We start from the raw sequence: 12,666 nt of genomic DNA, 5'->3' as shown, positions 1-12,666 counted from the left end.
ATTTTTGGGCGCATGTCTGTGCATCTCTTATAATTCCGTCTTTTAAAATTCCACTTCTCAGCGGTGCGGCGTGTAGGTCGTACTGTCAATTTCCATGAATACACTAGAAATTCGCTCTTTAGATATGGACGCACGTGGCGTCGGTAATTTGCAAAACGAAGACGGTTCGACTGGCAAGGTCGTCTTTGTAGATGGCGCACTGCCGGGCGAGCTGGTCGAATTCAGTACCTATAAAAAGAAAGCCAGTTGGGAAGCAGCGACCATGACCAGTCTGGTGCGTGAATCATCGCAAAGGGTGGAGCCGAAATGTGAATTTTTTGGCACTTGCGGTGGCTGTTCCATGCAGCATCTCGATGCCAATGCCCAGGTGGCAATGAAGCAGCGGGTGCTGGAAGATAATCTTTCGCATATAGGTAAGGTCAGGGCAGATATCATGATGCGCCCCATCATCGGACCAACCTGGGGTTATCGCTATCGTGCCCGTTTGTCAGTGCGCCATGTGATCAAAAAAGGTACGGTTCTGGTGGGTTTCCATGAGAAAAAATCGCGCTATGTCGCGAATATGGAAACCTGTGAAATCTTGCCGCCCCATGTTTCAGCCATGCTGATGCCTTTGCGTGGCCTGGTGGCATCCTTGTCCATCGTCGAAGCATTGCCGCAAATCGAACTGGCGATAGGTGAGGGTGTGACTGCCATGGTGTTGCGCATCATGGCGCCGCTTTCCAAAGACGATGAAGTCAAACTGAAGGCGTTTGCCGATCAGTATCAGGTGCAATGGTGGTTGCAGGTCAGGGGGCCGGAAACGGCAGAGCCGTATTACCCACCGCGAAGTGATTTGCATTATCTATTGCCGGAATTTGGTATCAAAATGCCATTCAAGCCAACTGATTTTACCCAGGTCAATCACCATATCAACCGGGTACTGGTGGCGCGGGCCTTGCGTTTGCTGGATGTGCAAAAAGATGAGCGTATCGCTGATCTGTTCTGTGGTCTGGGTAATTTTACTTTGCCTATTGCTACATTGGCAAAGGAAGTGGTCGGTATAGAGGGTAGTGATACCCTGACCGAACGTGCGCTGGAAAATGCCCGCCATAATGGCCTGGCAGATAAAACCTCATTTAGTACCAGGAATTTGTTTGAAGTCACTGCGGATGATTTTGTAAAGTTGGGTAAATTTGACCGTTTCCTGATTGATCCGCCGCGTGATGGAGCCATGGCGGTTTGTCAGGCATTGATAGATTTGAGTCAGACTGCGCCGCAACTGTTGCCCAAACGCCTGGTCTATGTATCCTGCAGTCCCTCAACCCTCGCCAGGGATGCTGGTATGCTGGTCAATCAGGCTGGCTACCGTCTCAGTAGTGCCGGTGTTGTCAATATGTTTCCACATACCTCGCATGTGGAATCCATGGCAGTATTTGACCTTGTTTAGTTTTAACCAGACCCGATAACGATGTCTTGACGCAGTGCTGGTACTCGCTTCCGCTTATTTGTCGGTTTGCCGGTGCCGCGAATGGCTTTGGGGGGTAAGGTCCCGAAGTCATTTGATTCATTGTATTTCTTGAAAGACATATCTGATATTGTGGTTTCATGGTAAAATCTAAGGTTAGATGAATTCTCGAATTTTTTCTTAACCCTTTCTTTTTATTGGAGTTTTTAGATGGCTATTGAACGTACATTGTCTATTATTAAACCTGACGCAGTTGCAAAAAACGTGATCGGTCAAATTTACAGTCGCTTTGAAGGCGCTGGCCTGAAAGTAGTTGCTGCTCGCATGGCACAATTGTCCCGCGCTGAAGCTGAAGGCTTCTACGCTGTTCACAGCGCACGTCCGTTCTTCAAGGACCTGGTTGACTTCATGATCTCCGGCCCGGTAATGATCCAGGTTCTGGAAGGCGAAGGCGCAATTTTGAAAAACCGTGACCTGATGGGCGCGACGGATCCTAAGAAGGCAGATGCTGGCACTATCCGTGCGGATTTTGCTGATTCTATCGATGCAAACGCTGTTCACGGTTCCGACGCTGCTGAAACAGCTGCTGTGGAAATCGCTTACTACTTCCCAGCGTTGAACGTGTATTCACGTTAATTCGGACTTTATCTGAATTTGACGTTTTAAGACTTCACCCCGTGCGGCGTTGTGCTGCACGGGGTGCGAAAGAAAGATCATGACGGTGCTCACAAATTTATTGGATCTGGATCCAGCGCAACTCGTCGCTTATTGCGGCACGTTGGGTGAGAAGCCGTTTCGCGCCAAGCAGTTGCAACGCTGGATACACCAGTTTGGTGCCAGCTCGTTTGAAGAAATGACTGACCTCGCGAAATCCTTGCGCGAGAAGCTCACCACGCGGGCCACTATTACCGCTCCCGCCATTATCAGCGACCATACCTCTACGGACGGTACGCGCAAATGGCTGGTTGATGTCGGGCAGGGCAATGCGGTTGAGACTGTTTTTATCCCTGAAGAAAATCGCGGCACCCTGTGTATTTCCACCCAGGCTGGCTGTGCGGTGAATTGCCGTTTTTGCTCTACCGGCAAACAGGGTTTTAACCGGAATTTGAGTGTAAGCGAAATTATTGGCCAGTTGTGGATGGCCGAATTCGAATTGCGCAGAACCAAAGGTATTGTTCCCGGCCCTAAGGGCGAGCGTCAAATCACCAATGTGGTGATGATGGGCATGGGCGAACCCTTGTTGAATTTTGAACCCACGGTGACAGCATTGCGCCTGATGCTGGACGATAATGCCTATGGTCTGTCACGTCGCCGTGTGACGGTTTCCACCAGTGGTGTGGTGCCGATGATAGACAAGCTGGCGCAGGAATGCCCGGTAGCTCTGGCAGTATCGCTGCATGCATCGAACAATACCTTGCGTGATGGTCTTATTCCCCTGAATAAAAAACATCCGCTGGAAGAGTTGAAGGCGGCCTGCAAGCGCTACCTTGAATTTGCGCCACGCGATTTCATTACCTTTGAATACTGCATGCTGGACGGCGTCAACGACACCGATGAACATGCGCGTGAACTGATTCAACTGGTACGCGATGTGCCTTGCAAGTTCAACCTGATTCCGTTTAATCCCTTCCCGGAATCCGGGTTGAAGCGTTCTGCCAATCCCCGTATCAAGGCGTTTGCACAGATATTGCTTGATGCAGGCATCGTTACCACCACGCGTAAAACCCGTGGCGATGATATCGATGCGGCTTGCGGACAGTTGGCCGGTGAAGTGCAGGACAGAACACGCGTGCAGGAACGCATGCAAAAGATGGCGGAATATCAAAAGAAGTTTGGCGAAAATTTTGGCAAGATCGTGGAGATCAATCAGTGAAAATTTTTCAAATGCGTCACCACCTGTTGACCGGCATGTTGATCGTGCTGGCATTGGGGCTGTCAGCTTGTGGGTCCAAGCCGCGTCTTGAAGGCGATCAGCCTGAAGAGAATGTCTCAAGCGAGAAAATGGAAGCGCGCAAGCGTGCCTCCATCAGGATGCAACTGGCAATCGACTACTACAAGCAGGGTCAGCAAAAAGTCGCATTGGAAGAAATACGTCAGGCCTTGTTGATTACGCCTGATCTGGTTGACGCGTATAGCGTGCGTGCCCTGATTTTCATGGAGAGCGGCGAGAAGCAGTTGGCTGAGGAAAACTTCCTGTATGCGCTGAAGCTGTCGCCAGGAAATTCGGATATCGAAAATAACTACGGCTGGTTTCTGTGTCTGAATGGCCGTGAAAAGCAGGGTCTGGTCTATCTGGACAAGGTTATCAAGGATCCTGCTTATGCGACGCCGGGCAAGGCCTTGAATAATGCCGGCCTGTGCAGTTTGCGTTTGAAGGACCCGCTGGGTGCCGAGCGCTATTTCCTGCAGGGCTTGCGCGAAGATCCGGCCAGCCCGGCAATCAACGCCAACCTGGCCAAGATACTGTTTGACCGTGGTGAATATTCGCAGGCGCGTTTTTATATCAATCGCGTATTGAAATTTGATGTGTTGGCGGCAGACGTCTTGTGGCTGGCAATCAGGATAGAAAAGAAAATGGGCGACGAAGGCGCTGTCAGTGGCCTGGCGACTCAATTGCGTCGTCGTCATCCAAATTCCAAAGAATATTCTTTGTATCAGCGTGGGGTGTTCAATGAGTGAAGCAGGAATGAATTCACCTGTCGAGCCGATAACGCCTGAACAGACTGAAAGTAAGGTCGCACTGTCAGTGGTGCAGACTGCTGGCTCACAATTATCTGCTGCGCGTATCCAGCAGGGCATGAGTCTGCAACAGGTCGCCGACCAGTTGAAGCTGTCGCAAAGACAAATCCAGGCACTGGAGAATAATCAGTTTGAACTGTTGCCTGCTATGGTGATCGTGCGTGGTTTTGTACGTTCCTATGCAAAATTGTTGCGACTCGACCCGGCGCCGATCATCGCCTGCCTGCCGAGTGAAGCAGGGGTTCCTGGTCTGGATGCGGATTTGCGTCCTACATTGGCGACCCCTTTCATGGAGTCGCGCACACCGTTTTTGGGACGCCAGGACAACAATAACCGCAAGTATCTGATTGGTGCAGCCTTGCTGGCCGTATTTGCCTTGCTGTTTGTTGGCGGTCAAAAACTGGAACAGTCTGGTTACTTCAAAGGTTTGTTGACACCATCCACCACCAAAACACCTGAAGATGTCAGTGCCAGCGTGGATCCGGTTGCGGCCAGTGTTGTAAATGAGTCGACGGCTCCAAAGCTGGCCGAGGCACCAGCCTCAAGTGTCGGCATGGCCGGGAGCAGTACCCGCCTGGAAAATCAGGAGCAGGCTGCATCAGCAGTAAAATTGTCTCAGGATGTGGCGCCGGCTTCAGTCGCGACACCAGCACCTGTGCTTGCACCGGTTGCCGCCTCAGTTGCCCCTTCAGTTGCTCCCTCAGCTGCCGCTGCGCCCGTTAGCGTGCCTTCTCTGAGTACACCGCTGGTAGTCGCCAGTCCGGCCACTGCCGAGACTGGAAACAATCAATTGAAGCTTAAATTCAAGCAGGATTCGTGGATACAGGTCAAACGTGAGAACGGTACTGTCGTTACCTCGCACCTGGCCAAGGCTGGCACGGAAGAGTTTTTTGACATGAAAGAAGCATTGCAAATCAGGATAGGCAATGCCGCTGGTGTCGAAGGCTGGTTGCGTGGCAATGCCATGGGTATCGTGCCGGGCAAGGATAGCAATGTTGTTAATTTGAATGTGAAGTAAAGATGACGGATTTTTTATCGGAAATTGCTTCTGGCCCTCAGTTCAGGCGCAAATCCCGTTCGGCCAGCGTCAGTTATGGCAGCCGTGAAGTGATCGTTGGTGGTGGGGCGCCAGTTGTGGTGCAGTCCATGACCAATACCGATACGGCAGATGCGATAGGTACCGCTATCCAGATCAAGGAACTGGCGCGTGCCGGGTCCGAACTGGTCCGTATTACCGTGAATAATCCGGAAGCCGCTGCAGCCGTACCGGCAATACGCGAGCAACTCGACAGAATGGGCATTGATGTCCCGCTGGTGGGGGATTTTCACTATAACGGTCACACGCTGTTGCATGATTTTCCCGATTGCGCCAAGGCCTTGTCCAAGTACCGGATTAACCCTGGTAATGTAGGCAAGGGTGCCAAGCGTGATACGCAATTTGCGCAAATGATAGAAATGGCCTGCCGTTACGACAAGCCAGTACGCATAGGCGTCAATTGGGGTAGCCTCGATCAGGCCTTGCTGGCCCGCATCATGGATGCTAATGCACTGCGTCCAGAACCCTGGAGTGTGCAGGCGGTCATGTATGAAGCATTGATCACGTCTGCCATTGAAAGCGCCCAGAAGGCGGAAGAGCTGGGGCTGGCTGGTGACAAGATCATCCTGTCCTGCAAGGTGTCTGGCGTGCAGGACCTGATTGCCGTTTATCGTGAACTGGGACGTCGTTGCGATTACCCCCTGCATCTTGGTCTGACCGAAGCAGGTATGGGTAGCAAGGGCATCGTTGCCTCGACAGCCGCATTGGCGGTACTGATGCAGGAAGGCATAGGCGATACCATCCGTATTTCCCTGACCCCTGAACCAGGTGGCGACCGCTGCCGCGAAGTCATCGTTGGCCAGGAGATTTTGCAGACCATGGGCTTGCGCAAGTTTACCCCCATGGTGATCGCTTGCCCGGGTTGCGGCAGGACCACATCTACCGTCTTTCAGGAGCTTGCTGACGATATACAGACTTTCCTGCGTAGCCAGATGCCGAGTTGGAAGCTGGAATATCCCGGTGTGGAAAACATGAATGTGGCAGTCATGGGTTGTATCGTGAATGGGCCTGGCGAATCCAAACATGCCAATATCGGTATTAGCCTGCCTGGTACGGGTGAATCCCCGGCAGCGCCAGTATTTATCGATGGCGCCAAGGCGCTAACCTTGCGCGGCGACAAGATTGCCGAAGAGTTTCAGGCCATAGTCCTGGATTATGTAAAAAGTCACTATGCGCCGTCGAACGGCGTGTCAGATCATTGAATCAGGTAGCAAGCATGTCGGAAAATAAAAAAGCAGAAAAAATTGCAGGCATTAAGGGTATGAATGACCTGTTGCCGGATGACGCCCCCTTGTGGGAGTTGTTTGAAAATACCGTGCAATCGGTGTTGAAGAGCTACGGCTTTCAGCAAATTCGTACCCCTATCGTCGAATCGACCCCGCTGTTTGCGCGTGGCTTGGGTGCGGTAACGGATGTCGTCGAAAAAGAAATGTATTCTTTCGAAGATTCCATGAACGGTGACAAGCTGACCTTGCGCCCCGAGGGCACAGCCGGTGTGGTCAGGGCAGCTATCGAACATAATCTGGTGTATGACGGTCCAAGGCGTTTGTGGTACACAGGCCCTATGTTCCGCCATGAGAGGCCGCAACGCGGGCGTTATCGCCAGTTCCATCAAGTGGGTGCCGAAGCTCTGGGTTTCAGCGGTCCGGATATTGATGCCGAACTGATCATGATGTGCCAGCGTTTGTGGGATGACCTGGGCTTGCAGAATGTGCGACTGGAACTGAACTCGATTGGCGATGCCGCCGAAAGAGCGCAGCACCGTGCAGCACTGGTTACCTATTTTGAGCAACATCTGGATATTCTGGATGCAGAAGCACAACGTCGTCTGCATACTAATCCTTTGCGCATACTGGATACCAAAAATCCGGCGATGCAGGAAATGGTCAATGGCGCGCCCAAGTTGCTGGATTATCTGGGTGAAGAATCGCTCGCCCATTTTGAAGGCGTGCAGAAAATCCTGCGCCATAACAGTATTCCCTTTACCATCAATACCCGCCTGGTACGTGGCCTGGATTACTACAACCGTACCGTGTTTGAATGGGTGACGGATGAGCTGGGTGCCCAGGGTACAGTCTGTGCCGGTGGTCGTTATGATTCTCTGTTCGGTATTTTTGGCGGCAAGCCTACGCCATCTTGCGGATTTGCAATGGGAATAGAGCGCTTGCTGGAATTGATGAAGATCAACGGTGATCTGCATAAGCCGGCTTTGTGCGATGTGTACCTGGTACACCAGGGGGATGCCGGACAGGTTCAATCCATGGTACTTGGCGAACGATTGCGTGATGCCGGGCTGGATGTTGTGTTACATTGCGCAACGGCGGCGGGTGCAGGCAGTTTCAAGTCGCAAATGAAGAAGGCAGATGGCAGCGGCGCAGCCTATGCCGTTATTATTGGTGAGGATGAGGCCAGTAATAATACCGTCAGCATCAAGGCCATGCGTGCCGATGATGTTGAAAACAACCAGGTCAACGTGCCATTCGATACAGCGGTGGATTATCTGGTCGACCAGATTGCCGGTGTGGAAGATGCTGATCATTGCTGCGACGACCCGACTCACATCCATATTCATCATTAATACGCATTAGTACGATTATTAACGTTAATAATATAGATAACAATAGACACTATGGCATACGATTTAGAAGAACAAGAGCAGATAGACAGCCTGAAAGATACCTGGAAAAAATACGGCAATCTGGTGACATGGCTGGTGATTGTTTGCCTGGGCGGCTATGCAGCCTGGACTTACTGGAACACCTATCAGGGCAATCAGTCCTTGCAAGCTTCACAGTTATATGAAGAAATGCAAAAATCAGTGACGTCCAAGGACAATGCCAAAGTGCAACGTGCTGCTGAAGACTTGAAAGAGAAATTTCCACGTGCAGCCTATGCGCCCATGGCTGCACTGGTTGCCGCAAAGAGCGCATTTGATGCAGGTGACCTGAAAGTAGCTAAAACCCAGTTGCAATGGGTGGCTGATACAGCAAAGGTGGATGAATACAAGGCCATTGCCAAAATTCGCCTGGCCGGTATTGCACTCGATGAAAAAGCTTACGACGAAGGACTGAAGCAATTATCTGGCAGCTTCCCGGCAGAACTGGAAGCGGATGTGCTGGATGCCAAGGGTGATATTTATGTTGCTCAGAACAATATCGCAGAAGCACGTACTGCCTATAAAGCTGCACTGGACAAGATGTCGGAAAAAAATCCGGGACGTCAGTCTTTGCAAACCAAGCTGGATGCCGTTGGCGGTGCAGCTGAAACAAAAGTTGTTAGTAAATAACAGGAGCCATACATGCAATTTTCTGCCAAGCTGCTGGTTACGGCGTCTGCACTTTTTGCCTTGAGTGGCTGTTCTACACTGTCATCCCTGAATCCTTTTTCTTCCAAGTCAGAAAAAAACACACCTGCTGTTCTGACCGACATTAAAACCACGATGTCCATCAAGGCTAGCTGGACTGTGCCAGTTGGTGCTGCCGGAAATTACCTGTTTACACCAGCTTCACTGGCGCAGAACGTGTATGCCGCTGCGGCTGATGGCACGCTGATACGGGTTGAAGTTGCAAGCGGTCGTACTGTCTGGAAAATCAATGCAGGCATGCGTCTGACTGCCGGTGTCGGTGTTGATGCTGGCACGATTGCCGTAGTGGGTGAAAAAGGTCAGTTGCTGGCATTTGATCTGGATGGCAAGCTGCGCTGGAAGACGCCAGGCACGAATGAAATCCTGTCTGCACCTGCAGTCGGCCAGGGCCTGGTCGTGGTGCGCAGCATTGATAACAAGATATCTGCGTATGACGTCAATACTGGCGAACGCAAATGGTCCGTTGAGCGACCTTTGCCACCTTTGACCTTGCGTCTGGCGCCAGGCATCGTGATCACAGAACAACAGGTGCTGGTGGCTTTGCCAGGTGGCCGCATGTCTTCTCTGGCGCTGAATAACGGTGGTCTGCGCTGGGAAGCGGTAGTCGGTGAGCCGAAAGGCGCGACCGAACTGGAGCGTGTGGCGGACGTGTCCGGCATTCCTGTGATTCTGGGTCGTGATGTATGCGCCAGTTCCTTTCAGGGTCGTGTAGCCTGTTTTGACGTAGGTACCGGTGCTTTGCGCTGGAATAAGAACTTGTCCAGCGAGGTCGGTGTCAGTGTTGACGAACGTTTCGTCTTCGCGGCTGATGTCAATGGTGCAGTAAATGCCTATGCCCGTACTGGCGGTGCCAGTGCGTGGCGTAATGATAAATTGAGTAACCGTCGTTTATCTGCCCCCATTTCATTCGATCGCGCAGTAGCGGTGGGTGATTTGGCAGGTTATGTCCACTTCCTCTCAAGGGAAGATGGTTCGTTCATAGGACGGGTAACTACCGATGGTAGTCAGATTTTAGCGGCACCATTGGTGGTGGATGCTAAACTGATCGTCCAAACAAAATCAGGATCACTGGTTGCACTTGCAGCCGAGTAATAAAAATAATGAAGCCGGTTATCGCACTTATAGGCCGACCTAATGTCGGCAAATCCACGCTGTTCAATCGGCTTACCCGTTCTCGTGATGCTTTGGTAGCAGACTTGCCAGGTTTGACGAGAGACCGCCATTACGGTGAAGGCCGTGTTGGTGAGCGTCCTTTCCTGGTGATTGATACGGGCGGTTTCGAGCCTGTTGCCAAGGAAGGCATCATGCATGAAATGGCCAAACAGACCAAGCAGGCAGTGGCTGAGGCTGATGTTGTTGTATTTATTGTCGATGGCCGTCAGGGCCTGACACCGCATGACAAGACCATCACCGATTTTCTGAGGAAATCTGGCCGTTCTGTCATGCTGGTCGTCAACAAGGCCGAGGGTATGAAATACACCTCGGTGACTGCCGACTTTTACGAGCTGGGTCTTGGTGACCCGTATGTCATTTCCGCCGCCCATGGTGACGGTGTGACTGATCTGGTTGAAGAAATGGTGGACATCGCGTTTGCGCAACGTCCACCAGAACTGGAAGAGCCGGAACCAAACGTACGTGGCATCCGTATAGCTATTGTAGGTCGCCCTAACGTCGGTAAATCGACGCTGGTGAACACCTTGCTGGGCGAAGACCGCGTGATCGCCTTTGATATGCCGGGTACCACCCGTGACTCCATCGAAATCCCGTTCGAGCGTGAGGGCAAGCATTATTCCCTGATTGATACCGCTGGCATACGCCGGCGCGGCAAGGTATTTGAGGCGATAGAAAAATTCTCGGTCGTGAAAACCCTGCAATCAGTGTCTGAAGCCAATGTTGTCTTGCTGCTGCTTGATGCGCAACAGGATATCTCGGAACAGGATGCCCATATCGCCGGCTTCATTCTTGAATCTGGCCGTGCCCTGGTGGTTGGTGTGAATAAATGGGATGGCCTGCAAAGTGACAGACGGGATGAAATCAAGATGGATATTGAGCGCAAGCTGAATTTCCTGACGTTTGCCAAGTTCCATTTTATCTCTGCACTGAAATCGACAGGTATCGGTCCTTTGATGAAATCGATAGATGCTGCCTATGAAGCGGCGATGTGTAATTTGTCGACACCAAAACTCACCCGTGCACTGATTGAAGCAGTAGAGCATCAGCAACCCAAGCGCAAGGGCTCGATTCGTCCAAAATTGCGCTATGCGCATCAGGGCGGGCAAAATCCGCCTATCATTGTCATTCATGGCAATGCGCTGGAAGCGATCGGTGACGTGTACAAACGCTATCTTGAAAAACATTTCCGTGAAACTTTTTCTCTCACGGGAACTCCATTAAGAATAGAAATGCGATCGGGCAAGAATCCGTTCGACAAATCAAAATAATGGAAATAATGCCAGTTCCGATAAAAATTCGGTGCTGGATATGCAATAAAGATAAAAATAGATTACATTACTTTGTAATCAACTTCTTGGATTACTTGTATTTTGCCAAGTAGTCCCCAACTCCTGATCACAACAACACAATGGAGCTGTTATGAGTAATAAAGGGCAACTACTACAAGACCCGTTTCTGAACGCTTTGCGTAAAGAACATATCCCTGTATCAATTTATCTGGTGAATGGCATCAAGCTGCAAGGCCATATTGAATCGTTTGACCAGTACGTTGTTTTGCTGCGTAATACAGTGACACAAATGGTCTACAAACATGCTATTTCGACTGTTGTTCCAGCACGTGCAGTCAGCATTAACACCGAGTCTGAAGCAGAGTAATTTTTGAGCGCTGAATCATTGGAAAGAAGTCGTCTATGCGCGCCGCTCTAGTCGGTGTGGATTTTGGCAAAGACGACTTTGCCGCTAGTTTAGAAGAATTGACTTTGCTCTCGCAATCAGCGGGGGCGGAGCCGGTTACAACCATCACTTGCAAGCGGGCAAGCCCTGATGCGGCGTTTTTTGTCGGTTCCGGCAAAGCGGATGAGATAGCACATGCTGTCGCTGATGCCACGCTGGATATTGTGATTTTTAATCACGCATTATCGCCAGCCCAGCAAAGAAATCTTGAACGTCACATGAAAGTCAGGGTGGTAGACCGTACCAGCCTGATTCTCGATATTTTTGCCCAGCGCGCCCACAGTCACGAAGGTAAGGTGCAGGTGGAGTTGGCTCAGTTGCAACATCTGGCAACGCGCCTGATTCGCGGCTGGACCCATCTGGAACGTCAAAAAGGTGGTATCGGTCTGCGTGGTCCGGGTGAAACGCAGCTGGAAACAGATCGTCGCCTGTTAGGTGAACGGGTCAAAATGCTGAAGCAGAAGCTGGAAAAGCTGCATAAGCAGCGTGAGACTCAGCGCCGTTCAAGAGGTCGCAGCAATACTTTGTCGGTTTCCCTGGTAGGTTATACCAATGCCGGGAAATCAACTTTATTTAATACACTGACAAAGGCCGGTGCCTATGCAGCCGACCAGTTATTCGCGACTTTGGACACAACATCCCGTCGCCTTTATCTGGGAGAGGCCGGTAGTGTGGTAATTTCGGACACAGTAGGCTTTATTCGTGAGCTGCCGCATCAACTGGTTGCCGCGTTTCGTGCCACACTGGAAGAAACCATTCATGCGGATCTGCTTTTACACGTCGTGGATGCCGGTAGTCCGGTAAGATTCGACCAGATACAGCAAGTCAATGAAGTATTGAAAGAAATCGGTGCCGACCATATTCCGCAGATGCTGGTCTGGAACAAGATAGACCTGGCGGGTATAGAACCATCGGTTGACCTGGATGAGTGTGATAAAATCCAACGGGTTTTTTTGAGCGCTCGTACTGGGGCAGGTATCAGTTTGTTGCGTGAATCGATAGCTCAATTCGCGCTGGAAAAAGCGTCAGCTTCGGGGCAGGCGGTATTACCTCAAGATAATGACGCACGCTTTAATCTTCAGTAGTCCAACCCACTATTCATTGGATAGCGAC

General features: G+C 51.1%; 12 protein-coding genes. All 12 read left to right on the top strand.

The annotated features are described in order from the left end of the window. Positions 1-94: 94 nt before the first annotated feature. The 12 genes from rlmD (at position 95) to hflX (ending at position 12,638) form a co-directional block, all read left to right on the top strand. Entirely contained in the window at positions 95-1,429 is a 1,335-nt protein-coding gene (gene rlmD, locus H8L32_RS07895) for a 23S rRNA (uracil(1939)-C(5))-methyltransferase RlmD (RefSeq protein WP_222619278.1), read from the top strand. 228 nt (positions 1,430-1,657) lie between these two features. Beyond that, positions 1,658-2,083, top strand: a complete 426-nt coding sequence (gene ndk / locus H8L32_RS07890; protein ID WP_186946609.1) for a nucleoside-diphosphate kinase — start codon at positions 1,658-1,660, stop codon at positions 2,081-2,083. A 76-nt stretch (positions 2,084-2,159) separates the two neighbouring features. Continuing rightward, on the top strand, positions 2,160-3,320 hold the full coding sequence (gene rlmN / locus H8L32_RS07885; protein WP_186946799.1) for a 23S rRNA (adenine(2503)-C(2))-methyltransferase RlmN: 1,161 nt from the start codon (positions 2,160-2,162) through the stop codon (positions 3,318-3,320). Then, complete coding sequence (pilW, locus tag H8L32_RS07880) at positions 3,317-4,126, top strand: type IV pilus biogenesis/stability protein PilW (protein ID WP_329605161.1); 810 nt, start codon at positions 3,317-3,319, stop codon at positions 4,124-4,126. The genes rlmN and pilW overlap by 4 nt, the downstream gene beginning before the upstream one ends. A 7-nt stretch (positions 4,127-4,133) precedes the next feature. Further along, entirely contained in the window at positions 4,134-5,204 is a 1,071-nt protein-coding gene (locus H8L32_RS07875) for a helix-turn-helix domain-containing protein (RefSeq protein WP_222619273.1), read from the top strand. Positions 5,205-5,206: 2 nt separating this feature from the next. Then, positions 5,207-6,484 carry a flavodoxin-dependent (E)-4-hydroxy-3-methylbut-2-enyl-diphosphate synthase gene (ispG, locus tag H8L32_RS07870; protein WP_186946607.1) on the top strand — a complete coding sequence of 426 codons (1,278 nt, stop codon included), beginning with the start codon at positions 5,207-5,209 and terminating at the stop codon, positions 6,482-6,484. A gap of 14 nt (positions 6,485-6,498) precedes the next feature. Further along, positions 6,499-7,860, top strand: a complete 1,362-nt coding sequence (gene hisS, locus H8L32_RS07865; protein ID WP_186946606.1) for a histidine--tRNA ligase — start codon at positions 6,499-6,501, stop codon at positions 7,858-7,860. A 51-nt stretch (positions 7,861-7,911) separates the two neighbouring features. Further along, complete coding sequence (locus H8L32_RS07860; protein WP_186946605.1) at positions 7,912-8,568, top strand: YfgM family protein; 657 nt, start codon at positions 7,912-7,914, stop codon at positions 8,566-8,568. Positions 8,569-8,580: 12 nt separating this feature from the next. Beyond that, positions 8,581-9,738 (top strand): outer membrane protein assembly factor BamB, encoded by a 1,158-nt coding sequence (bamB, locus tag H8L32_RS07855; protein ID WP_186946604.1) that lies wholly within the window; start codon positions 8,581-8,583, stop codon positions 9,736-9,738. 8 nt (positions 9,739-9,746) lie between these two features. Then, positions 9,747-11,087, top strand: coding sequence for a ribosome biogenesis GTPase Der (gene der, locus H8L32_RS07850; protein ID WP_186946603.1), 1,341 nt, complete (start codon positions 9,747-9,749; stop codon positions 11,085-11,087). Positions 11,088-11,238: 151 nt separating this feature from the next. Next, positions 11,239-11,475: an RNA chaperone Hfq gene (hfq, locus tag H8L32_RS07845; protein ID WP_186946602.1), complete on the top strand. Its 237-nt coding sequence runs from the start codon at positions 11,239-11,241 to the stop codon at positions 11,473-11,475. Between the two features lie 35 nt (positions 11,476-11,510). After that, positions 11,511-12,638 (top strand): GTPase HflX, encoded by a 1,128-nt coding sequence (gene hflX, locus H8L32_RS07840; protein ID WP_186946601.1) that lies wholly within the window; start codon positions 11,511-11,513, stop codon positions 12,636-12,638. Positions 12,639-12,666: the final 28 nt, after the last annotated feature.

Origin of the sequence: Undibacterium hunanense, from assembly GCF_014284335.1 — a bacterium.
GTDB classification, from domain to species: Bacteria; Pseudomonadota; Gammaproteobacteria; order Burkholderiales; family Burkholderiaceae_D; genus Undibacterium; species Undibacterium hunanense.
Note: the sequence above shows the minus strand (reverse complement) of the source record. Positions and strands in the feature narration are given on the sequence as shown.

Excerpts from the sequence above, each read along its gene's own strand:
- rlmD (WP_222619278.1), top strand. The coding sequence starts at position 95 with ATGAATACACTAGAAATTCGCTCTTTAGATATGGACGCACGTGGCGTC.
- ndk (WP_186946609.1), top strand. The coding sequence starts at position 1,658 with ATGGCTATTGAACGTACATTGTCTATTATTAAACCTGACGCAGTTGCA.
- hfq (WP_186946602.1), top strand. The coding sequence starts at position 11,239 with ATGAGTAATAAAGGGCAACTACTACAAGACCCGTTTCTGAACGCTTTG.
- H8L32_RS07875 (WP_222619273.1), top strand. The coding sequence starts at position 4,134 with ATGAATTCACCTGTCGAGCCGATAACGCCTGAACAGACTGAAAGTAAG.
- ispG (WP_186946607.1), top strand. The coding sequence starts at position 5,207 with ATGACGGATTTTTTATCGGAAATTGCTTCTGGCCCTCAGTTCAGGCGC.
- H8L32_RS07860 (WP_186946605.1), top strand. The coding sequence starts at position 7,912 with ATGGCATACGATTTAGAAGAACAAGAGCAGATAGACAGCCTGAAAGAT.
- hisS (WP_186946606.1), top strand. The coding sequence starts at position 6,499 with ATGTCGGAAAATAAAAAAGCAGAAAAAATTGCAGGCATTAAGGGTATG.
- der (WP_186946603.1), top strand. The coding sequence starts at position 9,747 with ATGAAGCCGGTTATCGCACTTATAGGCCGACCTAATGTCGGCAAATCC.
- bamB (WP_186946604.1), top strand. The coding sequence starts at position 8,581 with ATGCAATTTTCTGCCAAGCTGCTGGTTACGGCGTCTGCACTTTTTGCC.
- hflX (WP_186946601.1), top strand. The coding sequence starts at position 11,511 with ATGCGCGCCGCTCTAGTCGGTGTGGATTTTGGCAAAGACGACTTTGCC.